22 protein-coding genes are annotated in these 21455 nt (G+C 56.7%); 7 read left to right on the plus strand and 15 right to left on the minus strand.

Translation table 11 applies throughout. The features are described from left to right. Positions 1 to 383 precede the first annotated feature (383 nt). From FQ755_RS02335 to FQ755_RS02360, 6 genes are all read right to left on the minus strand, one after another. A complete protein-coding gene (locus tag FQ755_RS02335) occupies positions 384 to 1928 on the minus strand; it encodes an MFS transporter (RefSeq protein WP_144150606.1) in 1545 nt (514 codons plus the stop codon). Positions 1929 to 2011: 83 nt separating this feature from the next. Then, on the minus strand, positions 2012 to 3637 hold the full coding sequence (locus FQ755_RS02340) for an MFS transporter (RefSeq protein ID WP_144150899.1): 1626 nt from the start codon (positions 3635 to 3637) through the stop codon (positions 2012 to 2014). 100 nt (positions 3638 to 3737) lie between these two features. Beyond that, positions 3738 to 4178 (minus strand): tautomerase family protein, encoded by a 441-nt coding sequence (locus FQ755_RS02345; protein WP_144150608.1) that lies wholly within the window; start codon positions 4176 to 4178, stop codon positions 3738 to 3740. Between the two features lie 170 nt (positions 4179 to 4348). Then, a complete protein-coding gene (locus tag FQ755_RS02350; protein WP_144150609.1) occupies positions 4349 to 4780 on the minus strand; it encodes a MarR family winged helix-turn-helix transcriptional regulator in 432 nt (143 codons plus the stop codon). A 338-nt stretch (positions 4781 to 5118) separates the two neighbouring features. Then, complete coding sequence (locus FQ755_RS02355; RefSeq protein WP_144150611.1) at positions 5119 to 5664, minus strand: MarR family winged helix-turn-helix transcriptional regulator; 546 nt, start codon at positions 5662 to 5664, stop codon at positions 5119 to 5121. Positions 5665 to 5795: 131 nt separating this feature from the next. Beyond that, on the minus strand, positions 5796 to 6710 hold the full coding sequence (locus FQ755_RS02360) for a LysR family transcriptional regulator (RefSeq protein ID WP_144150613.1): 915 nt from the start codon (positions 6708 to 6710) through the stop codon (positions 5796 to 5798). Between the two features lie 155 nt (positions 6711 to 6865). On the opposite strand from FQ755_RS02360, the gene FQ755_RS02365 reads away from it, so the two are divergent. From FQ755_RS02365 to FQ755_RS02380, 4 genes are all read left to right on the plus strand, one after another. Continuing rightward, positions 6866 to 7258, plus strand: a complete 393-nt coding sequence (locus tag FQ755_RS02365) for a tautomerase family protein (protein ID WP_144150615.1) — start codon at positions 6866 to 6868, stop codon at positions 7256 to 7258. Positions 7259 to 7499: 241 nt separating this feature from the next. Next, positions 7500 to 8381 (plus strand): fumarylacetoacetate hydrolase family protein, encoded by an 882-nt coding sequence (locus FQ755_RS02370; protein ID WP_144150901.1) that lies wholly within the window; start codon positions 7500 to 7502, stop codon positions 8379 to 8381. A 192-nt stretch (positions 8382 to 8573) separates the two neighbouring features. Continuing rightward, complete coding sequence (locus FQ755_RS02375) at positions 8574 to 8837, plus strand: hypothetical protein (protein ID WP_144150617.1); 264 nt, start codon at positions 8574 to 8576, stop codon at positions 8835 to 8837. 46 nt (positions 8838 to 8883) lie between these two features. Beyond that, on the plus strand, positions 8884 to 9618 hold the full coding sequence (locus FQ755_RS02380) for an SDR family NAD(P)-dependent oxidoreductase (RefSeq protein WP_260858255.1): 735 nt from the start codon (positions 8884 to 8886) through the stop codon (positions 9616 to 9618). Positions 9619 to 9644: 26 nt separating this feature from the next. On the opposite strand, the gene FQ755_RS02385 is transcribed toward FQ755_RS02380, so the two are convergent. The 5 genes from FQ755_RS02385 to FQ755_RS02405 form a co-directional block, all read right to left on the minus strand. Further along, complete coding sequence (locus tag FQ755_RS02385) at positions 9645 to 10964, minus strand: dicarboxylate/amino acid:cation symporter (RefSeq protein WP_144150619.1); 1320 nt, start codon at positions 10962 to 10964, stop codon at positions 9645 to 9647. 240 nt (positions 10965 to 11204) lie between these two features. Next, entirely contained in the window at positions 11205 to 11600 is a 396-nt protein-coding gene (locus FQ755_RS02390; RefSeq protein WP_144150621.1) for a tautomerase family protein, read from the minus strand. A gap of 234 nt (positions 11601 to 11834) precedes the next feature. Continuing rightward, positions 11835 to 12914, minus strand: coding sequence for an XdhC family protein (locus tag FQ755_RS02395; RefSeq protein WP_144150623.1), 1080 nt, complete (start codon positions 12912 to 12914; stop codon positions 11835 to 11837). 229 nt (positions 12915 to 13143) lie between these two features. Beyond that, positions 13144 to 14082, minus strand: coding sequence for a type 1 glutamine amidotransferase domain-containing protein (locus tag FQ755_RS02400; protein WP_260858256.1), 939 nt, complete (start codon positions 14080 to 14082; stop codon positions 13144 to 13146). A 53-nt stretch (positions 14083 to 14135) separates the two neighbouring features. After that, positions 14136 to 14840: an SDR family NAD(P)-dependent oxidoreductase gene (locus FQ755_RS02405; protein WP_260858264.1), complete on the minus strand. Its 705-nt coding sequence runs from the start codon at positions 14838 to 14840 to the stop codon at positions 14136 to 14138. Positions 14841 to 14977: 137 nt separating this feature from the next. Here FQ755_RS02405 and FQ755_RS02410 point away from each other — a divergent pair, with 137 nt between their 5' ends. Beyond that, complete coding sequence (locus FQ755_RS02410; RefSeq protein WP_144150626.1) at positions 14978 to 15922, plus strand: GlxA family transcriptional regulator; 945 nt, start codon at positions 14978 to 14980, stop codon at positions 15920 to 15922. Positions 15923 to 16168: 246 nt separating this feature from the next. Beyond that, a complete protein-coding gene (locus FQ755_RS02415) occupies positions 16169 to 16969 on the plus strand; it encodes an SDR family NAD(P)-dependent oxidoreductase (protein ID WP_144150628.1) in 801 nt (266 codons plus the stop codon). Positions 16970 to 17049: 80 nt separating this feature from the next. Here the strand turns inward: FQ755_RS02415 and FQ755_RS02420 are convergent, their stop codons facing one another. From FQ755_RS02420 to FQ755_RS02435, 4 genes are all read right to left on the minus strand, one after another. Continuing rightward, positions 17050 to 17997 carry a LysR family transcriptional regulator gene (locus FQ755_RS02420; RefSeq protein ID WP_144150630.1) on the minus strand — a complete coding sequence of 316 codons (948 nt, stop codon included), beginning with the start codon at positions 17995 to 17997 and terminating at the stop codon, positions 17050 to 17052. 221 nt (positions 17998 to 18218) lie between these two features. Next, positions 18219 to 19673 carry an NAD(P)(+) transhydrogenase (Re/Si-specific) subunit beta gene (locus FQ755_RS02425; protein WP_144150907.1) on the minus strand — a complete coding sequence of 485 codons (1455 nt, stop codon included), beginning with the start codon at positions 19671 to 19673 and terminating at the stop codon, positions 18219 to 18221. Further along, a complete protein-coding gene (locus tag FQ755_RS02430) occupies positions 19673 to 19999 on the minus strand; it encodes an NAD(P) transhydrogenase subunit alpha (protein WP_144150632.1) in 327 nt (108 codons plus the stop codon). Before FQ755_RS02430 ends, FQ755_RS02425 begins: the two co-directional genes overlap by 1 nt. A 10-nt stretch (positions 20000 to 20009) precedes the next feature. Then, the gene (locus FQ755_RS02435; RefSeq protein ID WP_144150634.1) at positions 20010 to 21152 is read right to left on the minus strand and encodes a Re/Si-specific NAD(P)(+) transhydrogenase subunit alpha; all 1143 of its coding nucleotides are present in this window, start codon (positions 21150 to 21152) and stop codon (positions 20010 to 20012) included. A gap of 100 nt (positions 21153 to 21252) precedes the next feature. On the opposite strand from FQ755_RS02435, the gene FQ755_RS02440 reads away from it, so the two are divergent. Further along, on the plus strand, positions 21253 to 21453 hold the full coding sequence (locus tag FQ755_RS02440; RefSeq protein WP_144150636.1) for a hypothetical protein: 201 nt from the start codon (positions 21253 to 21255) through the stop codon (positions 21451 to 21453). The last annotated feature ends 2 nt before the right edge of the window (positions 21454 to 21455 follow it).

Raw genomic sequence — 21455 nt, forward strand, 5'->3', positions numbered from 1 at the left:
TTCAAACATCGAGATCAATTTCTGGTCGGTATTCATTCGGTTCCCAACAAGAAAACGACTTTCGAGACCCGCCAATTTCGAATGTGGCGAACAGTCAGGCTGAAAATGATTTGTTCAGACCTTCCTTAGGCAATTTCTATGACGACGCATTTGCTAAGGTCAGGCTGGAGGCGACGCAAGCCTCCAGTTCGCGATGGCCTTGTCGAACTGCGCTCCGATACGTTGGATGAGCGCGCGAGGACCGGACAGCACCGCCCCGCCACGCGCAGTGTGGTTGGGTTTGCGCATGGCTATCTAGCGGCGATCATCAAAAGCCGTTGCAGAAACCGGCTCAGTTCACTGCGCGCAACGATAGTTACCACAGGCAGGATCGATCCGCCCCGTTAGCGGCGTGAGCGAGAAAAGTTTGTCAGCAGTGCGATAGCGATGAACGAGAAAGCTGATATTCCTGCAGTCACCAGCAACGCATCGGCGAACCCTTCGGCGTTTGCGGCCCGCGCGGCCTCGATTGCCGACGCACGCAGCGAGGAAGGGAGAAGTCCAATCGTGTGCTCTGCATCGCCCGAGAGGACTTTATCGACAAATATGTGTAGCAACCGCTCGTCGAGGATTGCGGGCCTGAAGGTAGCATCAAATATCGCATGGGTTCGCTGGGCCATAACAGCTCCCAACACGCCAACCGCCATGACGATACTCGAAAATCGAGTAGTCTGAGCAATCCCGGAAACCATGCCTGAGCGCTGTACAGGCGCTTCGCTCATGATCGCCCGCTGCGTCGTTCCGTTTAAGATTCCAACGCCGAGCCCAATGACAGCCATAGCAATCGCTATATGCCAGTAACGGTGACTTGTCGCGAAGTGTGCAGCAGTCATATTCCCGACGCTTACGACCACCAGGCCCACACAAAGAAGAAATTGTGGCTTTTTGCCACGACCGATTCGACCGCCCACCGTCGGTCCAATTGCCATCGCTATCGCAAAGGGGAGCATCGCGGCACCTGCGGTCAAGGGCAGGAAGCCAAACCAGGTCTGCATGTAAAGCGGGAAAAGCGTCAGAAGAACTTGCCCTGCCGCCGCAAAACCAAACATGCCGATTACACCGGCAGTAAAAAGGCCGTTCCTGAACAGGCTCAGGTCGACCATCGCATGGGGGCGGCGTAATTCAACGGCTATGAAAACGATAAGCAGCGCCAAGGCAGCGCACAGCTTCGCGACGGTGGGGCCAGCCGTCCAACCCACGCTGCCCGCAGAGATCAGCGCCCAGATGAGTAAGCCTAGCGCACATGCAAATAACAGGCTTCCGACGGCGTCGACTGGATGGGAAACATTGCTACGCGAGTCTGGAACATGCTTGCGCACGAGATAGGCGATCAACACACCCAAAGGGGCGTTGACGAGGAAAATGGAGCGCCAGCCGAAGAGATAAGTAAATACGCCGCCGACAATCGGGGCCACGCAGGTGGTAATGCCTATGCAGGTCCCCCAGATCCCCCATGCTTTTGCTGCCAGCTTCGAATCGGTAAAGGCGTTGCCAATGATTGCGAGCGCTGAAGTTAGCTGCATGGCCGCGCCAACCCCTTGCACGGCTCGCGCGATGTTGAGCGCAAGCGGCGACCACGCCAAACCGCACAGGACCGACGCGACAGAAAAAATCAAAAGCCCCCAGAGCAGGAGGGTCCTCCTGCCATATTGGTCGGCTAACCCACCCGCGGGCAAAAGACACGCTGCGAAGGTGATCATGTAAGCGCTGATCACCCACTCGAGTTGGTCAAACGCCGTCCGATAGCTGCGGGAAATGGAGGGCAGAGAAAGTGCCACCATGTTCGCGTCCAGAACCACCAGTACGCACAATGAAGTGGCAATGGTGAGCAGAAGGAACTCTGAGCGCTTCAATGAAATTTGCTCAGTCGCAGGTTTTATGACTTGCATAGTTTTCGGATGCGTACAGATATCAAGTCCGTCGATCAGGCTGGTAAGGCGTAGCCCAATCGAACGCGGGCTGCATACCTCGTCTATGCGTCAAGAGCGCGTGTCCTCGTTTCCGGAAGAAAGATCAGACCTACGACAAACGACACAGCAGCGATGCAAACCGGATACCAAAGTCCCGCGTACATATTTCCGGTTGCGGCTACGAGGCCAAACGCTGTCGTCGGGAGGAAGCCGCCGAACCATCCGTTGCCGATGTGATAAGGCAACGACATCGCGGTGTAGCGGATACGTGTGGGGAAAAGCTCGACAAGCACAGCAGCGATCGGCCCATAGACCATGGCAACGAGAAAGACCAGCGCGACCAGCATGATCATGACCATTACGTAATTGATGCGTGATACGTCGGCAGCCGCTGGATAACCCACGGCTTTGATCTGTTGGGCAAGATTCTTTGAAAATGCCGCTGCTTTCGCTTTCTGCTCGCCGCCAGACAATCCCGCACCTTCATATGCCGGTACGACCACGCTACCGATACGAACCGATGCAACCGTTCCCGCTGGGGCGGCTATGTTCTCGTAGTCGACCGACGCCTTAGCCAGGAATGACTTGGCAATGTCGCAAGACCGCTCAAACTGAGACGTGCCAACCGGATTGAACTGGAAGGAACAGGCCTGCGGATCAGCGAGAACCGCGACAGGGGCGCGTTGCTGTGCTTCGGCCAGCGCCGGATTTGCATACCGGGTGAGACCGTGGAAAATCGGGAAATAGCCCAATGCTGCCAGCAGGAACCCCGCCAGCATGATTGGCTTACGGCCAATACGGTCGGACAAAGAGCCGAAGAAAACGATCATCGGTGTACCGATCAACAGTGCGGCCGCGACGAGCAGATTGGCAGTAACGGCATCGACTTTCAGGGTCTGGGTCAAAAAGAACAAGGTATAGAACTGGCCCGCGTACCAGATGACCGACTGCCCAGCAACGACGCCAAAGAGTGCAATGAGAACGAGACGGATGTTCTTCCATTCGCCAAAGGCTTCCTTGATAGGCGCTTTTGATGTCGTTTTCTCCGCCTTCATCTTCAGAAATACAGGCGATTCGCTAAGCGTCATGCGAATCCATACAGAGAGCGAAACCAGCACGACGGAGAAAACAAATGGAACACGCCATCCCCAATCGGCAAAGGCGTGCTCGCCGAGCACGAGACGTGTGCCCAGGATAACTAGTAACGACAGGAAAAAGCCCAGCGTTGCCGTGGTCTGAATCCAGGCAGTATAGGCGCCCCGACGTTCTGGCGGAGCATGCTCGGCGACGTATGTCGCCGCTCCGCCGTACTCTCCGCCGAGGGCCAGCCCCTGGACGAGCCGTAAGACGACCAGCAGCGCCGGCGCAGCAATCCCTATGCTGGCATATGACGGCAATATGCCGACGAGGAACGTCGATGCCCCCATGAGCAAGATGGTGACAAGAAACGTGTATTTGCGCCCAACGAGGTCGCCGAGGCGGCCGAATACTAACGCGCCGAACGGCCGGACCGCAAATCCGGCCGCGAACGCCAGCAAAGCGAAAATGAAAGAAGCGGTCTCGTTCACACCGGAGAAAAACTGCTTTGCGACGATAGCCGCAAGCGATCCGTACAGGTAAAAGTCATACCACTCGAATACAGTGCCAAGGGACGACGCAAAGATGACCTTCCGCTCGTTGCGTGTCATCCTGGGCGACGCTGCGGCCACCATCGTAGAAGTGTTCACATCCTCTCCGTTTGTTCTGTCGTTGCGCCCTGCTCCACGCGCGATGCCATCTTCTTGTGATCTACTTGCCCAGACTGAGCATATAGTCTCTGTCGGCTTGAGCCAGGCTCTCCAGCCAGCTATCTTCCTGTCCCGGTTGAGGTAGTTCGCAACCGTATTCAATCATCTGAAGCGGGGGAATTTCGGAGATGTAGGCCCAGATAAAGCGCCGCTCGACGCCAGCGATTTCCGCTACGGAGCCGACGATTCCAGACAGCAGCAACCTCTTTCTGTCATCGGGTCGCCCGGCCCGGATGTGCCCATGAACAAAAATTTGCTCTGCTCGAAGCGGTGCGCCGCCGATGAAGTGATTTCCCGCTGTCACCTCGTTGAATATCACTTGTGCAAAGAATCCTTGCGCGCCAGTCGCTTCGTTATGTGAGCGCGTGATAGCTTGCGCGATCTTCAGTTTTTGGTCTTCGGAGAGACGCCCTGCGGCGGCTGAAACAGAATAGGTGGGCATTGCTTTTTCCCTCATTCAAAAAACCCGGCTTAGATGTACATACATCTATTTGCCCGGCCTTTGTTCAGATGTACCTACAACTATCGGCCTGTTGCAACATAGTTGTAGGTACATCTTATTAGAGGGAGTGCTTCCAGGTAACACGTGTTTACCCGGTGACACCGATCAACCTAAAGCGCGCTGCCAGTTCGCTGCAACGACTCGAGTGCCTCAAGGAGACGCTTGTTTGCCGGCCCCTTCATGAACCGCTGCACTTCGTTTTCGACCTTTTTCTGGGCAACTTCCCAATGCGGCTCGGCCCGTCGAAGCATCTTTTTCCCGTCCGCACTTAGTTGCGCGACCTTGTACCGCGCGTCCTCGTCAGCCGACACGGTCACCCATCCTGCATTGATCAGCACCTTCAGATTGCGTGAGATGGTTGTCTTATCCAGAGCCGCCTCAGCGGCGATTTCTGTATACGTTGCAGCTTTCAGGCGCTCAAGAGCTCTCAACAGGGAAAACTGCGTGATTTTCAGCCCTATGGGGCGCAGCGCCTCGTCGTAAACGCTAGTGAGGGCGTTCGCCGAACGTCGAAATTGTGTGCAATAGCAATCTGTAAACATTCTCAGCGCCAGTAGCAATCCGCTGGCCCTGCGCGCACCGAATCAGCGGCGGGACAGAGGTAATGAAAAGGTAGATGCAGCTACAACAGTATAGGGCACTTTGCAACCACGCGCGCCCTATGACAGAAGTTCGCGCGGCAAACGCCATCCCAGCGCCGTACCCTAAGGCATCCGGGAATGCACGAATACGTCGCGAATTATTCGCCCGCTCAGGCCACATTCCGGCGCGATATCTGAGGCGGCGGCCCAAGTGTCCGCAAGAAGGCGAGACACAACATGTAGCCGAGCCACACGGGCAGGGATTGGATCATGCGCCGGTGCGATTGCCTTCAGGCGCCCTAGGCATTTTCGGCGGAAGTGTCTTCGAATGCGGCAAGGAACTCGTCAGAGGAGACATAATCGGCGAGAGCCCGCAGCGTGGCCGCCGACTCCGGCCCCAATACGTCCTCGACGCGCTGGTTTACCGCGGTCCAGTGCACGAACGCCGCGCGAACTCGTGCTGCGCCGAGACGCGTCAGGGCCGCGTGCTTGGCACGCCGGTCCTGCTCATCAGGTTGAAGCTCGACCAGGCCACCCCGGATCAGAGGCCGAAGTGCGTGTGTCACCGCGGAAATCTGTATCGCGAGCTTCGTCGCCAAATCCTGCAACGTGGGAGGCACGCCTTCATTGCTGGTGGTAAGCCGCTCGATCTCAGCTAAAAGACCCGCCTGAGTCGCCTTCAGTCCAACCGCGGCAAACGCCTCGTCGTAGAGGTTGCCCATGCGACGGGCCGCCCGCCGCAGCGCGGTGTTCGTGCATGCCAGTTCCTCGAAGAACTCCAACTCTTCGGCTTTCGTCTTAGCCCGACTGCGGCCCACCTTTGTTTCACCCAGTTTTTTTCTCATAGCGAAATGATGATCGAGTGAAGAACCAATGACAAGTACCCGTAACTCCGTCTGCCTATAGAAGCGGATTTTAAAAAATAGCACTGACTCCGACGCTCGGCATCTGGGCGCACGGCATTGAAGCGGCCGACCTAATCGTCATGCAATTCCGAAGCGCCCCGCTCAAACGAGCGGATCATCGAATCGCCAAGTAACTCGACCGCGCGTCGCAACGCGCCTAACTGATGCGGGAAAACCAGCCAGATGTCGAACGAGAGGGAAAAATCGGCTATTTCAACGACAGAAAGTCGGTCTTTCAACGTGCTGCGAGCGAGCACAGTTTCGGGAACCAGTCCCAATCCCAGACCCGCGGAGACCAGTCTCAATTGCATGTCTATACCGTGGGTATCCACGCTCAGCCGCAAACTTCGCGCTGTTTCGTTCATCGCTCGCTCGAGCGCCGCCCTGTACCCGCAACCTTGCGGGTTAAGGATCCAATCCCGTGTAGCAAGTGCCTTTACCGTAGTTGGCCCCTCCACTAAAGGCTGCGCCTTGCTTTGTACCGCCAGCACTTTGAACGTCGCCATGTAGCGCCCAGCCAGTTCCTCCACCGGCGTCGCTCCGCTCGGCAACATCAGAACCGCCGCGTCAATCGAGCCACCTTCGATCATGCGATGCAAACCCGAACTCCAATCGGTGAGGAGCCGCACATCAAGCATTGGAAACGCGCTTTTAATGTTGACGACAGCATCGTAGAGCACGAGCTCGGCAACCGTCTGGGGCAATCCGACGCGAAGCGTGCCAAACGGTGTGGCCCCTTCCCGAGGCATGTCGAGCAGGCGATCAAGGTTTCTTAATACCGGCACGGCCTGCTCGTAAATTCTGGCTGCTAGTGCTGTCACTCGGGGAGGCTTTGAATTGCGGTCAAAGAGTTCGGCGCCCAACAACTCTTCGAGACGTTGTATGCGCCGTGAAACCGCTGACTGCGTTACACACAGCTTTGCGGCGGCCCGCGTCAACGAGGCCTCCTCGATCACGGTAACGAACGATCTCAGATCATCAATCATTATTCCGTTCCATCATGTCTAGCATGATTAATATGCGCTTGCGGAAGAGATAAGCCGAGTCTAACCTATGCATTCATCGCGCGCCACCGCCGCCCCTGTTCACGGCGCGCCGTCACGTCACGATGGCGAAATGCCGTCAATTTAAGGTGCTAAACATGCCGCTCGTTCGAATCAATCTTTCCAAAGATGCATCTCCAGAGGTCGTCCGCGCAGTCAGCGAGTCGGTCTATGACGCGATGATCAACATCGCCAACGTGCCCGCAAACGATAAGTTCCAGGTGATTACGCGTCATGCTTCCGACGAGCTTGTGTACCCTGAGGAGGGCTACCTGGGCGTCTCATACTCGCCCGGCATCATCTTCATTCAGGTGACCTGGAATGCAGGGCGGACTGTCGAAATCAAAAAAGCCTTCTATCGCGCGGTCGCGGACAGCATCCATACCCGAGCCGGCGTTCGTAAAGAGGATGTGTGGATCAGCCTTGTGGACGTCGCTCGCGAAGACTGGTCTTTCGGTAACGGCGAAATGCAATACGCGCCAAAGGTGTGAAGCTCAGCCACCCTGCGGAGATATCACAGCCACTATTGAGCCCGGCCTGCAACAAGCGTGGTGGGGAGACATGCCACGGCTTATTTGCATGCGCCAAGTCCTGCTTCCGCGACCGCGGATCGGCAACCTTGAGAATCACGCATCGCATAGCGTCGTGCCGGCATTTCTCAGCCCAAGCCTTTTTGGAATCTGCAGGCGCGACCTCCCTTCCAACAATCAAGCATCTGTGAAGCAAACCACCATGCGCCTGGCAAACCTGTTAGTTGATGGCCGAAAGACCGTCTCCGTCGTTTCAGCTGATGGCCGGACCTACTGGCCCGTCACCAGCCTGGTGCCGGATTTTGCCGGCGATATGGTCGACCTGATACGGGAATATGACGCGATCAAGTCGCGCCTGAGCACAAAGGTCGCAGGAATGACGTTGAGAGAGTCGATGATTCTCGCGCCCATCGACCAGCCTCGACGCAACATTTTTTGCGTCGGGAAAAACTATAGCGAGCATGCGGCGGAATTCCAGAAATCCGGCTTCGACCATAGCGCTAAAGATGGTGAATTCGCCCCCGAGGCACCCGTCGTATTCACTAAACCGGCTTCCACTGTCATCGGTCCGGGTGCGGAAATTCCGCGTCATGCAAACGTGACGAGTCAGCTCGATTACGAGGCTGAATTAGGTGTGGTGATCGGAAAAGGGGGACGTGGTATCACGAAGAGTGACGCCATGAATCATGTCTTTGGATACACGGTGATCAATGACGTCACCGCCCGCGATTTGCAAAAGCTGCATCGGCAGTGGTTCATCGGCAAGGCGCTTGACGGTTTCTGTCCCATGGGGCCGTATGTAGTCACGGCAGATGAAGTGGACGGTCAGAACCTCGATATAAGATGTTGGGTAAACGGTGAGTTACGCCAGAATTCAAACACCCGTCAGCTTATTTTCGACATTCCAACACTTATCGCAACACTCTCCGCCGGTATCGAACTTCAGCCAGGTGACGTGATTGCAACGGGTACACCGGCAGGTGTGGGCATTGGCTTCAGCCCACCGAAGTTCCTGCAAGCGGGTGATGAAGTTCGCATTGAAATCCAGAACGTCGGTGTCCTGGTCAACAAGATCGGCGGCTAATCTCGATCTACATGGCCGAGTGAAGCGCTATTGACAAGTAACGGCAACACCGATTTATACTTGAGCACGATACTACTTAATTGAGTGCTCAATTTGACGCCGCCAGTCCGCGCGTCTGCTGGAGGCACGCTTCATCTGCTTTCGATTGCGCCGCGATCCACCGCACCGGCATTGACCAAGAGGGCTACAGACGTGCAAGAACCTGTACGCGATGTCTATCGTAGCTTCGAAATTCTTCTCGTTCTCAGGCATATTGATGATGGAAGAATCGAAACGACGCTATTCATCAATCCGACCTCCTCCACGCCGCCGGAGCTTGCGCAAGCATCAAAGCAACTCGGCGCATCGGTTTTGCATGCTCTTGACGCCGCGACGCCCATTACGGACCAGATTGAAGCGGCACATAGGTTCATTGATCATCTTATTGTCCACCCCGGGCAAGTCGGCCCGCGCTAGCGCGGACACGATGGAAAGCCATCATATAAAGCTCGGAGAGATAAAAATGAAGAGCGCCGTTATTATCGGTGTTGGTCCAGAAAACGGTCTTGGCGGAGCACTATGCAAACGCGTCGCGAGAGAAGGTTACCGCGTGTACGTGGTTGGTCGAACTGAGCAACGGCTTGCGGCACTGTCACAAGCCATTCGGTCCGCTGGTGGCGAAGCGCAAGAAATGGTGGCCGATGTCACGCAAGAACAGGACGTCGTCAGCCTCTTCGATCAGGTCATGGCCCAAGGCAATGGAGCCGACGCACCCGATCTAGTCGTATATAACGTTGGCAATAACCGTCGGATCGATTTCCGCGAAATGTCGATGGCTGATTTCGACAGCTTCATGCGCACCGGCCCAGTTGGAGCGTTTCTCGTCGGTAGAGAAGTCGCGCGACGTATCGTACCGCTTGGGCGCGGAACCCTGATCTTCACCGGTGCGTCGGCAAGTCTGCGAGGCAAGCCCGGCTTTGGTCATTTCTCCGCGGCCAAAGCCGCCGTAAGGATGATCTCTCAAAGTATGGCGCGAGAATATGGGCCACAGGGTCTGCACGTGGCTCACGTGATTATCGACGGCGGAATCGACGGTGAGCGACTGCGAACGCTAAATCCGGACGCAGCAAGCCAACGTGGAGAAGATGGACTGCTGGATCCAGCGGCAATCGCCGACGCTTATTGGCACATTCACACGCAGCAACGCTCTGCGTGGACGCAGGAACTCGATCTGCGGCCCTTCAAGGAACAGTTTTAAAAGCTGCGAATATTAGCGTCTCCGCACTACGTTTTATGCTCGGTCGCCGCCGCCGGCAGTTCTGCGCGAGGTTCGTGCGGAACTGCCAGGCCACGCCCCAATAGTTCACGAGCCATGACGTCCCGGTCCAGTTCTCCTTCCCAGGCAGACACGACCACCACGGCAACCGCATTGCCAATGATATTCACAAGGGACCGGCACTCAGCCATAAAACGGTCAACACCCAGAATCAAAACCATTGCCGCGACCGGCACAGTAGGCACCACCGAGAGGCTCGCTGCGAGCGCGACAAAACCGGCGCCGACGACAGCACTCGACCCTTTCGACGTCAGCATGGTGACCGCGAACAACGTCAATTCCTGAGTGGTGGTGAGATCGATGTTTGTCGCTTGTGCAAGGAACATCACCGCAAGTGTCATGTAGATATTCGCGCCATCCAGGTTGAACGAATATCCGGTGGGGACCACCAGTCCAACCACAGCTTTTGAACAACCCAACCGCTCGAGTTTCTGCATAAGCTGCGGCAGTGCCGCTTCCGACGTACTCGTCCCCAGTACAATGAACAGTTCCTCCTTAAGGTACGCAAGAAAGCGGAAGACGTTGAATCCCGTCAAGCGGGCAATGGTGCCAAGAACTACCGCTACGAACGCGAACGCTGTCAGATAGAAAACACCAATCAGTTTCAGCAGCGGGACCAGCGAGCCAATGCCATACTTCCCAACCGTAAAGGCAATCGCACCGAATGCCCCGATGGGTGCGGCCTTCGTAATGATCGTGACAAGCGAGAAGAAAACGTTCGACAGTTTCTCGATGGCAACGGTAATGCTCTGCACCTTCTCACCTGCGGCAGACAGCGCAATGCCGAACATCACCGAGACGAACAGAATTGGCAAGGTGTCGCCTTTTGCGAACGCGTCGAAAAACGAGCTGGGAATAATCGCAAGAAGAAAGCCTGCGACACCATCAAGATGTTTCGCCTGAGTTACAAAGCCCGAAACTGCATGGGGATCTAACGACGACAGCGACACGTTGAAGCCGGCACCGGGTCGAAGAAAATGGCCGGATATCAAACCGACTGCCAGCGCCATGGCTGAAACGACCTCAAAGTAGACGAGCGCCTTCCCACCAACCCGCCCCACTTTCCTGAGATCGCCCATACTCGTGATACCGGTGACGACCGTACAGAATATGACCGGACCAATCACCATTCGGATGAGCTTGATAAACCCGTCACCAAACGGCTTCATCGCCATCGCATATGATGGGTAGAAGTGACCGAGTACGATGCCTAATGCAATCGCAAACAGCACCTGGAGATACAACAGCTTGTATAACGGTTGTTTCATGGGTGTCGTCCTCACATTCCCTGCCGCTGATTGCGCGTGTGGACTTGTTGGCGAGGCGCACAACCTGCCCTCACCAACTGAACGGCTACGTCGCATTTTTCTTTGGCTTGCCGGTGTCATAGGCGGCTGAACCAACGCGGCTAAACCATTCAGCCTTTTACGCGCACAACAGGGCGACCGGCTAGCGAACGCAAGCCGGCTCCGTCAGTCAAATTAATCAGTATTTCGGATAGCGAAGTATTATTCGCTGCGTTCGTCCGCAATCCAGTTTTTGTTAAAGCCACCCAGCAGCGGGTGATACATTTCATCACCTGAATGCTGCGTGAACTCGACGTTCAGCCGGTTTGTCTTTAGACCAAGCAACTCCACGCATGCTTCGATCAACTGCCGGGCAACTTCCGCGCGTTGCTCGATGGGACGGCCCTTGCGAATGTCCAGCATCATGATCGCGGCTTCGTCTGGTTCATCGTTAGTGCAACGCCACACGCCGCCCTTACCAACTTCCCGAATCGCCACCGTGATGATGTTGGCATTGACTTTCATCACGTCCGAATAGATTTGACCGATTCTCTTCGCGGCCGCCTTCTTCTGTTCCGGCGTGTACTCGTAGGGTACGTCAAGCTGCAGATATGGCATAGGTTCCTCAACTGAATAGTTAGGTCGACGCAAAACCGCTTCGTCGTCCGTTTGAAAACATGCGATTGGGTATCGTGGGCAACCACGCGTAGCGCCCACATTCCGACAATCGCACTTCTGGAAATTTTCCCGGCATTATCCGCGCGGTGACGTCTCCTGTTCGATCGTCCCGCCGGCAAGCACGAGTTGGCGTAGTTCTCTGGACAAACCTCAGACAATTCCATTGCATGCCCGTCACCCCATAACAATTGCTGTTTCGGCTTCGCGGCTATCTGCGATTCGCTTGCCAGGACGGTTGGGGGAAGCGGGAAGCTCGCCGTCGCGTTCACGAAGAAGCTTGCCGCCTTCCACCGTCGCGTGCACAGACGGCTTGACTCCGTTCTTGTACGCGGTCACTTCGGCGAGGATCGAGACAGCAATCTCCGGCGGCGTTTTGCTGCCGATGTAAAGACCGGCCGGCCCGCGGAGACGACCTAGCTCCTCGCCCGACACATCGAACAGCTTGAGCCGTTCACGGCGTGCCGCATTATTTCGCCTGGATCCGAGCGCACCGACGTAAAAAGCAGGAGTCTTCAGCGCTTCCATCAGCGCAAGGTCGTCCAACTTGGGATCGTGAGTCAGAGCGATAACCGCGCAACGTTCGTCAAGCCTCATGTCGAGAACCGTATCGTCCGGCATGGAATGTACGACTCGCACTCCGGCAACAGCCCAGTCGTGCGTGTATTCTTCTCTCGGATCGCAAACCGTGATTTGATAGTCGAGACCTGAGGCAATCATGCAAAGGTAACGGGACAAGTCTCCAGCGCCGATCACAAGCATTCGATAACGAGGACCAAGCACCGTTTTCAATGTTTTTCCCTCAAACGACAGCGCAAAATCTCTGCTTGCGGCCGATATGCGCGCAATGCCTGTCGCCATGTCTAGCATGCGGCTCACCAGCAGGCCGTTGTCGAGAGCGCTGAGCAATTCGCCGATACCGCTTCGTTCGCGGGACAAAGGCTCAAGGACTAATTGAATGGTGCCGCCGCATGGCAGACCGAATCGTCTGGCTTCCTCGGCGGTGACCCCATACGTGACGGCTTCCGGATAACGCGGCCGTATGGTGCGCGCGCGCACACGTGCTATCAGGTCGTCTTCAATGCAGCCGCCAGAAACTGAGCCGACGACACGACCGTCTCCACGCAACGCGAGCATTGCGCCTTCTGGACGTGGTGACGATCCCCATGTCTTTACGACCGTTGCAAGCAAGACCTCGCGGCCTTCCTCCAGCCAGCGCAAGCTCGTCCTGATTACATCCAAATCGACGCTGTTCACGGCAATCTCTCACATCCAAAGAAACTGTCCTACGCGGCGAACCACTGGGGTTTTCAGTCGAAAAACTCCGTGTCACCGTGATCAGGATCGCATTGACAAGTGCATTCGCGTCAACTTAAAACGACGCTCATTTGCCGGCCCAAAGGAACATTTCACGCAAAAAGTGCCGGGACCGAAGCCCCGGCCATGCTTTAGCCGCTTAAGGCTAAAGACAGGAGCGCTCTAAAACTTACTTCGACGCCTGCTCATTCAACTTCGCAACCAGCGCGTCGCCCAATGCATGGTCCGAGAACGGTTGTTGACCCGTTACCAGTTCACGATCGACGACAACGTTGCTTTGCCACGCCGCGGCGTTCTGAACGTTCGCACCAGCCTTCGCCAATGCTTCATCGGTATAGAACTGGACCTGGCCGCCCAACGGCTTGCCCTCGCCCTCAAGCTGCTTTTCTTCCGCGCTCGAAAACACCGTCACCTTGTAACCGGCATAAGGCCACCCCTGCTTGAGATTGTCGATCGACGCGCCGTCGTCAGCGATCAATGCCTTATCGAAAGCAACCGGGTCCTTCATCGTCGACAGCAATGCGATCGGGCCGTGGCAGATAATGGCAGTCGGACGACCGCTATCGTGGAAACTAACAAGGATCTTGCCGAGGTTTTTGTCCTTCAGCAGATCTTGCATCGGCGCGTGACCGCCCGGCATGAACAGGCCGACGTAACCTTGCGTTCCCTTGGCCGCGACCGTTGCGAGCTTCATCGGATGTTTGATCCCGTTGAAGCTGTCGACAAACTTAAGCGCGTCTTGACGCTTTGCGTCGTCACCGCCAAAGAACATCTTATTGTTGGAATTTTCGTCCATCGACGGCGTGTCGCCCTTCGGATTGACGAATACAGGTGTATAACCCGCATCGACGATCGCCTTGAGCGGGGTCGCCAGTTCGTTCAGATAGTAGCCGGTCTTGTATGTCTTGCCATCACGGAGATCCAGCACGTGAGCACTCGAAAGCACCACCAGAACCTTACCGTGAGACTGTGCCGAAGCAACCGTCGGAACAGCCGTAGCAATTCCCAGCGCCAGAATGAGTCCGCTCATTTTCTTCAAGTTCATGAATTTCACCTTTGCGTTTAAATTAGGATTACTGTTTAAATATAAAAATCTACATGACTTCAATATCTATCCATCTGGACCGTTTTCCTCGTTGGCGCCCGCGCCCCTGCCGGGACTTAGCAGTACCGAGGCGAGGCCATCGACACGAACTCGCCCCGATCAAATCCAGCCAAAGCCGTCCGTACCATATCCTCCGTTGCCGTCGCGGTGCTTCGCGGCCCCGTTGAGACTTCGTAGCCAGTGAGGTCCGTAATCCTTCGGTACCTGGATTGCGGCAACACCACCTGAAGCCTGATTCCCTGATCGGCAAAATCCTGATGCACCGATTTGGAGTACGCCAAAACATAAGCTGCAATCGCCTCGCACATCCCGCTCCGACACTCAGGATGTGCCGATGCGACTGAAGCCACCTGAATGATCGTCCCGTTACCGCGCGCCGCGAATGCCGGTGCCACCGCCACGGTAAATCGTGTCAAAGCAGCCAGATTTACCGCTATAACCTGACTGATCTGATGTGCGTCCGCATTTGCCGTTAGCGCGGTGGCGCCGATACCTGCGTTGTTCACGAGCATGGTTATGCTCGAATCAGTACGCAGAAGTGACTCAACGTTCTGCACGTCAGCCTGCAAAGAGAGATCTGCCTGGATCACCTCGAAACTACGCCCCGTCTTGTCCGTCAACTGGCTTGCGAGCGTATTCATTCGCGCCCGATTACGTGAAATCATGATCACGTCATATCCGCGATCAGCAAGCTGTTCCGCGTAGCACGCACCAACGCCGGTTGAGGCGCCGGTGACGACCGCAGTTCCCTTGCTGATCACTTCAATCAAGACGTATCTCCGAAGCACCTTGGCTAATGACTAAGCGTGAACGAATCTTAGTTTTATGCCATCATCTTCTCAATGACGTAGATGCCACGTTTCCTGCCATCGACGTTTTCCCCAATCCGGAGGTTGTCATGCACAAGGTCGGACTCGTCGTCTATCCCAACTTTCAGTCGCTCGGGCTCGCCGTCACCACGGTGTTCGAGTACGCCAACATCATGAGCGGCGAGCAGATCTACGAGCTTTCGCTCGTGTCGGAGCTGGGCGGACTTGTTAAGTCATCCCAGGGCTTTTCGGTCGAGACCCATTCATTCGTGCGCCGCAAATTCGATACGTTGATCGTGACCGGCGACAACGAAACGGCGAAGCCAAGCGAAGGACTCAAGGTATATCTGCGCGCGGCGAGCCGTCATAGCCGCCGGGTTTGCGCGATTTGCACCGGCGCCTTTGTGCTTGCTGAGGCAGGTTTGCTGGACGGACGTCGAGCGACGACACACTGGCAGTTCGCCAGGACGTTTCAGCGCACCTACCCGAACGTTCAAATGGAAGAAGACCGCATCTTCATGATCGACGGGCATATCTGGACCTCCGCGGGCATGAGCGCCGGCGTCGACCTGGCACTCGCACTCGTCGAAAAGGATCTCGGTCAGCAAATCGCTCGCGACATTGCGCGCAAGCTCGTCGTATCTCATCGACGGGCCGGCGGCCAGTCCCAGTACTCGGCCTTGCTGGAGCTCGACGCCAAGTCTGACCGCGTGCAAACCGCGCTGGCTTACGCGAGGGAACACCTGACGGCAGAGCTGTCGGTGGAAGAACTGGCCGAAGCCGCTAACCTCAGCCCCCGGCAGTTCAGCCGGGTTTTCCGCGAAGAGACCGGTCAGTCGCCCGCGAAGGCGGTGGAGCGTCTTCGTGTCGAAGCCGCCAGAACAATGATGGAAACGGGCCGTCATCCGATCGACAGGATCGCGCGGGAAACAGGCTTCGGGGACCGCGAGCGTATGCGTCGTGCGTTTCTGCGCGCATTCGGCCAGCCTCCGCAATCGATTCAGCGAACCGCCGCGCCCGCCGTCACAGCGTGACGCGCGCCCGTTTCCAGCCAGCGCTGCTTGATGGAAGCTGGCCTATCTACTGGTTTGAACTGAACGCCGCTCCTCATTTGCAGCGACGGGACGGCACTCTCCTCCGGACCACCGCGCCCCCGTTTCCAGCCGCATTTTTACGCAATGGCCGGAATCGTGGTGTATATGACATTTGCGACGATGCCGAGCGGGCGTATCTTTCGTCTCGAAGTCGATATCCATCGGCCGAAAATCCAGGAGAAAACCATGAGCAATTCCAAGGGCACTGCCCTCATTACAGGCGCGTCGACCGGCATCGGCGCCGTTTACGCGGACCGTCTCGCGAAGCGCGGCTATGACCTCATTCTGGTCGCGCGCAACGAAGAACGACTGAAAGCATTGTCCGCCCGTCTGGCCAGCGAATCGGGCCGTTCGGTGAAGTACCTCGCCGAAGACCTGAACGATAAAGCCGCGGTCCGCCGCGTTGAGGCTGTGCTCCGCGATGACGCGAGCATCACCATGCTCGTGAACAATGCCGGCGTCGGTTCGGTCAACTCGATTCTGGCGGGCGATGTCGACACGATGGAAGACATGATCGCCCTCAATATCACGGCTCTGACTCGTCTGACCTATGCGGTCGCTCCTGCATTCGTGGCGCGCGGCACGGGTACGATCGTCAACATCGCGTCGGTGGTGGGTATCGCGGTTGAAATGCTGAATGGCGTTTACAGCGCGTCGAAGTCGTATGTCATCAGCTTCGGCCACGCGCTGCAACGTGATCTGGCCGAAAAGGGTGTGCGCGTGCAGTCCGTGCTGCCGGGCGCTACGGCAACCGAATTCTGGGACGTCGCCGGTTACCCGAACCAGAAGACCTCGCCGGTTACGATGTCGGCAGCCGACCTCGTCGACGCTGCACTGGCAGGTCTCGATGCGGGCGAAATCGTCACGATTCCGGGGCTACACGACGCGCAAGACTGGGACCGTTGGGAAGCGGACCGCCGCGCGATCTCGAAGAAATTCGGCAATTCGGCGCCGGCGGCTCGTTACGGCATCGCTGCGAGCAAGTAAGTATCCGCCTGGCTTAGGCCAGGCTCAAAGCGCCGTCGTCCCGGCCAGAAAGTACGGGCGACGGCGCTAGGTGACACTTATTAACGCCCCAAAATAGATGTAGAAACAACCACCGCCTCACGCTCCGTATCAAGCGAGCGAAAATAGCTCAGACAAGCATCGATAAACGTTTTTGTCCTTCGTGGCATCGCGCTGACCTGTTGATACTGAACGCCCAAATCAATTCCACCCCACGACGCGCCTGCGTCAAGTTCCACTTTTCTGAGGTCACCCTTAGCGAGGTCAACCCGAACCGCCACTTCGGGCAAAAGCGCAATGCCTGCTCCAGATAAGGCCAGTTCTCTTGCAATCGCCCCCGGCACGTTAAAGTCAGCGCCTTGCAACGAGAAAGCGGGGCAGGCGATCGTTTCCTCCGAAATGCCGTGGCCCTTCCTGGCCGTTTCATCCCGTCCATCAATGATCCGATGCTTCGAAAGATCACAAAATGTGCTCACCGGCGAGCCTCGGTCCAGATATTTCGGACTGGCTACCAGTACAAAGCTGGAATGAAATAGAGGCCGATTCACCACCGTCGAATTGCTTATACGATCCGGCGGGTAAATTGAAAGGTCGCAACCAGACTCGATCAGATTGAACGGCCCGTCCTGCATGGTCACGAGTACCTTTATGCAAGGGGCCGCTGCCGCAAACGCATCGAGCATTGTCGAGAGACCTGCGGCTACGGCCAGCGGGTGTACCGCGACGCGCACATACCCGCACTCCGAGATCTTGTCGTCTGTAAGTCGCCGCTCCGCCTGTTCCAGTTCGTCAATTATTCTTGAGCAGGAATTGAAGTAGTCCCTCGCCGATTCCACCAGGGAGACACGGCGAGTTGTCCGGTTCAGAAGTCTTGAACGGGTATGTGATTCCAGATCCGATATGGCGCGAGAAAGTGCAGCTCTCGATACGTTGAGTATGTCTGCAGCCTTCGTGAAACTTTGAGTTTTTGCGACCGTGACAAATGCACGTATCGATGAAAGTTGATCCATAGCAGCCTCAGCATTGACATGCGCCGCGAGCCAAGGACACTCGGCTCAGTCAGCGGCAATTCGTTGGCCAGAGCTTAAGAAAATCGCCTGACGGCAGGTTATCCGGCCAACACCCGGTCTCACTCCAGCCATCACCACGGGCTAAGCCGTTTGGACCGTGTATTAGATGTATGAATTGCCGCCCTTATGACGTGATCAGCTTAAGGGCGACGGCTTTAAACTCATTCGACGGACTTGACCATGTCCTCGATTACCTTTTTCGCGTCGCCAAACACCATCATGGTCTTGTCCATATAGAACAGATCGTTGTCGAGCCCGGCGTAGCCTGCCGCCATCGAACGCTTGTTGACGATCACGGTGCGCGCCTTGTATGCCTCGATGATCGGCATGCCGGCAATCGGCGACTTCGGATCGTTCTTCGCGGCTGGATTCACCACGTCGTTCGCACCAAGCACCAGGACCACGTCGACCTGACCGAACTCGCTATTGATGTCTTCCATTTCGAACACCATGTCGTATGGCACTTCGGCTTCGGCGAGCAGCACATTCATATGTCCCGGCATCCGGCCCGCCACCGGGTGAATGGCATATTTCACTTCAATGCCCTTCTCCACCAGCTTGTCGGTGAGCTCCTTCAGTGCATGCTGCGCGCGTGCGACCGCAAGACCATATCCCGGCACGATTACCACTGTTTCAGCATTGCCGAGCATGAACGACGCGTCATCAGCCGAGCCGGATTTCACCGGGCGCTGTTCGGTAGTGCCGCCGGCCGACGCAGCACCTGCCTCATTGCCGAACCCGCCGAGAATCACGTTGAAGAACGAGCGGTTCATCGCCCGGCACATGATGTACGAAAGAATTGCCCCGGACGATCCCACTAGCGAGCCGGCGATAATCAGCATCGGGTTATTCAGCGAGAAGCCGATGCCGGCCGCCGCCCAGCCCGAGTACGAGTTGAGCATCGACACGACCACCGGCATGTCCGCGCCGCCGATCGGAATGATGATCAGCACGCCGAGCACAAAGGCGATCACCGTCATGACGATGAACGGCAGCCAGGATTGCGTGAGGAAGAAAGCGATGCCGAAGCCGATCATCGCGAGCGCAAGCGCCAGGTTGATCAGATGCTGTCCTGCATAGACGACTGGCGTTCCCTGAAAAATCCGCAGCTTGTATTTACCCGACAGCTTGCCGAACGCGATGACCGAACCGGAAAAGGTAATAGCGCCGACGAACGTGCCGATAAACAACTCGACGCGATTGCCATGTGGCAAGAAACCCGCCGCCGCGTGGTCGGGATCGATCAGACCAAATGCCGACGGCTCCGACACCACCGCATAGGCGATGCACACGGCGGCCAGACCGATCAGGGAGTGCATCGCCGCGACCAGTTCGGGCATCTTCGTCATCTCGACTCGCGCCGCGACAATCGCACCGACGGTGCCGCCAACCACCAGCGAGATCAGCAGTAAGCCCAGCCCTAAGCCGAGATTCGAGCCGAGCCCATTCGCCTGCATGACGATCAACGCAATGGTCGTGAGGATAGCGGTCGCCATCCCGACCATGCCGAATGTATTGCCGATGCGTGCGGTCTTGGGATTGGACAGCCCTTTGAGCGCCTGAATAAAACAGACCGACGCGACCAGATACAGCAGTGTGACGACATTCAAGTTCATCATGCGCTCCCCTTGCCGGTTGCGGACACCTTTTTCGGCTCCTTCTTGCGAAACATTTCCAGCATTCGCCTCGTCACAAGGAATCCACCAAAGACGTTCACTGCGGCAAGCGCCACAGCAGCCGCACCAAAGAATTTAGAGGTCTGCCCAACCGTCAGGCCCGCAGCCAGCATCGCACCGACAATCACAATCGCCGATATGGCGTTGGTGACGGCCATCAGCGGTGTGTGCAGCGCAGGCGTGACGTTCCAGACGACGTGATAGCCGACGTAGATTGCCAGGATGAAAATGGTGAGATTGACAACGGTATGGTTGATGGCTTCCATCTCCCTCTCCTTAAATCTTGCGCACAACTTCACCGTCACGCGCCAGAAGCGTGGCCGCAACGATGTCGTCATCGAGGTTAATATTAAGGATTCCTTCCTTCGTGATAATCAATTTGAGGAAGTCAAACAGGTTACGTGCGTACAGCGATGACGCGTCGGCGGGTACCATCGAAGCCAGATTCGTGTAGCCGGCGATCTGCACGCCATGCTTCGTCACAACCTTATCGGCTTCGGTGAGCGGACAATTGCCGCCGCGCTTTCCTTCGTACTCGGCGCCACGGCCGGCCGCCAGGTCGATCAGCACGGACCCAGGCTTCATCGCCGCTACCGTCTCTACCGAAATGAGCGTCGGTGCAGTTCTGCCCGGAATGAGTGCCGTGGAAATCACCACATCCGCCTGTTTCGCGCGTTCGTGGACCAATTCCGACTGGCGGGCTAGCCAGGAAGGCGGCATAGGCCGCGCATAACCGCCGACGCCTTGAGCCGCTTCGCGCTCCTCATCCGTTTCGAAGGGCACATCGATAAATTTGGCGCCAAGCGATTCAATCTGCTCTTTGACCGCAGGACGCACGTCTGAGGCTTCGATCACTGCACCGAGTCGTTTCCCGGTCGCGATGGCCTGCAGGCCTGCTACACCTGCGCCGAGAACGAGAACCCGCGCGGCTTTCACCGTGCCGGCGGCCGTCATCAGCATTGGCATGAAGCGCGGATAGAGCGTGGCTGCCAACAGAACCGCTTTGTAGCCCGCAATATTTGCCTGCGACGACAGCACATCCAGACTTTGCGCGCGAGTCGTGCGCGGCGCAGCCTCGAGAGCGAATGCAGTGACGCCCGCCAAGGCCAGCTTTGTTGCGTTATCCTGATTGAATGGATCCAGCATGCCGACGAGAACGCTCCCTCGCTTTAACAGAGGAATTTCAGCATCCGTTGGATTCTGCACCTTCAATACGATGTCGGCTGCGAAGGCAGCCGCTGCATCAACAATCTGGGCGCCAGCCGCAGAAAAACTCTCATCCGTAAAGCTGGCTGCCAAGCCCGCATCACGCTGAACGAGAACGCGGTGCCCTTGGGACACATATTTTTTGACTGTGTCAGGCGTCGCGGCGACACGGCTTTCGTGTGGCCTCGTCTCTGCCAAAACTCCGATATCCATACGATTGATCTCTCAAAGGAAGTGGCGCGGTACTCGCAACATGCCGACGCTAACGGCGCAACACCACGCGGTCACACGAATAGTAGGGATCGGCAGCCATATGCTCAATGACGCAGATGCAACGAATCCGGCCATCGCTTTTTTTCGGCGCGCGGTGATGGGTGCTGTCGGGATGACCGCCACGGTGAACCTTCCTCGGAGCGCCATCTCGTTCTTCCAGAACGGTTCCAGGCTCGTTGAAACTGCCGGCCGGACGATTGATCAGGCCGTTACCCGGATGAAGCCGGGCGTTAGTGGGTGATG

Origin of the sequence: Paraburkholderia sp. BCC1885 (assembly GCF_900996235.1) — a bacterium.
Taxonomy (GTDB): Bacteria; Pseudomonadota; Gammaproteobacteria; order Burkholderiales; family Burkholderiaceae; genus Paraburkholderia.

What these genes read in the sequence shown, in the direction of transcription:
- FQ755_RS02335 (WP_144150606.1), bottom strand. Translation starts at nt 1,928, where the DNA reads ATGCAAGTCATAAAACCTGCGACTGAGCAAATTTCATTGAAGCGCTCA.
- FQ755_RS02340 (WP_144150899.1), bottom strand. Translation starts at nt 3,637, where the DNA reads ATGACACGCAACGAGCGGAAGGTCATCTTTGCGTCGTCCCTTGGCACT.
- FQ755_RS02345 (WP_144150608.1), bottom strand. Translation starts at nt 4,178, where the DNA reads ATGCCCACCTATTCTGTTTCAGCCGCCGCAGGGCGTCTCTCCGAAGAC.
- FQ755_RS02350 (WP_144150609.1), bottom strand. Translation starts at nt 4,780, where the DNA reads ATGTTTACAGATTGCTATTGCACACAATTTCGACGTTCGGCGAACGCC.
- FQ755_RS02355 (WP_144150611.1), bottom strand. Translation starts at nt 5,664, where the DNA reads ATGAGAAAAAAACTGGGTGAAACAAAGGTGGGCCGCAGTCGGGCTAAG.
- FQ755_RS02360 (WP_144150613.1), bottom strand. Translation starts at nt 6,710, where the DNA reads ATGATTGATGATCTGAGATCGTTCGTTACCGTGATCGAGGAGGCCTCG.
- FQ755_RS02365 (WP_144150615.1), top strand. Translation starts at nt 6,866, where the DNA reads ATGCCGCTCGTTCGAATCAATCTTTCCAAAGATGCATCTCCAGAGGTC.
- FQ755_RS02370 (WP_144150901.1), top strand. Translation starts at nt 7,500, where the DNA reads ATGCGCCTGGCAAACCTGTTAGTTGATGGCCGAAAGACCGTCTCCGTC.
- FQ755_RS02380 (WP_260858255.1), top strand. Translation starts at nt 8,884, where the DNA reads ATGAAGAGCGCCGTTATTATCGGTGTTGGTCCAGAAAACGGTCTTGGC.
- FQ755_RS02385 (WP_144150619.1), bottom strand. Translation starts at nt 10,964, where the DNA reads ATGAAACAACCGTTATACAAGCTGTTGTATCTCCAGGTGCTGTTTGCG.
- FQ755_RS02390 (WP_144150621.1), bottom strand. Translation starts at nt 11,600, where the DNA reads ATGCCATATCTGCAGCTTGACGTACCCTACGAGTACACGCCGGAACAG.
- FQ755_RS02410 (WP_144150626.1), top strand. Translation starts at nt 14,978, where the DNA reads ATGCACAAGGTCGGACTCGTCGTCTATCCCAACTTTCAGTCGCTCGGG.
- FQ755_RS02415 (WP_144150628.1), top strand. Translation starts at nt 16,169, where the DNA reads ATGAGCAATTCCAAGGGCACTGCCCTCATTACAGGCGCGTCGACCGGC.
- FQ755_RS02420 (WP_144150630.1), bottom strand. Translation starts at nt 17,997, where the DNA reads ATGGATCAACTTTCATCGATACGTGCATTTGTCACGGTCGCAAAAACT.
- FQ755_RS02425 (WP_144150907.1), bottom strand. Translation starts at nt 19,673, where the DNA reads ATGAACTTGAATGTCGTCACACTGCTGTATCTGGTCGCGTCGGTCTGT.
- FQ755_RS02430 (WP_144150632.1), bottom strand. Translation starts at nt 19,999, where the DNA reads ATGGAAGCCATCAACCATACCGTTGTCAATCTCACCATTTTCATCCTG.
- FQ755_RS02435 (WP_144150634.1), bottom strand. Translation starts at nt 21,152, where the DNA reads ATGGATATCGGAGTTTTGGCAGAGACGAGGCCACACGAAAGCCGTGTC.
- FQ755_RS02440 (WP_144150636.1), top strand. Translation starts at nt 21,253, where the DNA reads ATGCTCAATGACGCAGATGCAACGAATCCGGCCATCGCTTTTTTTCGG.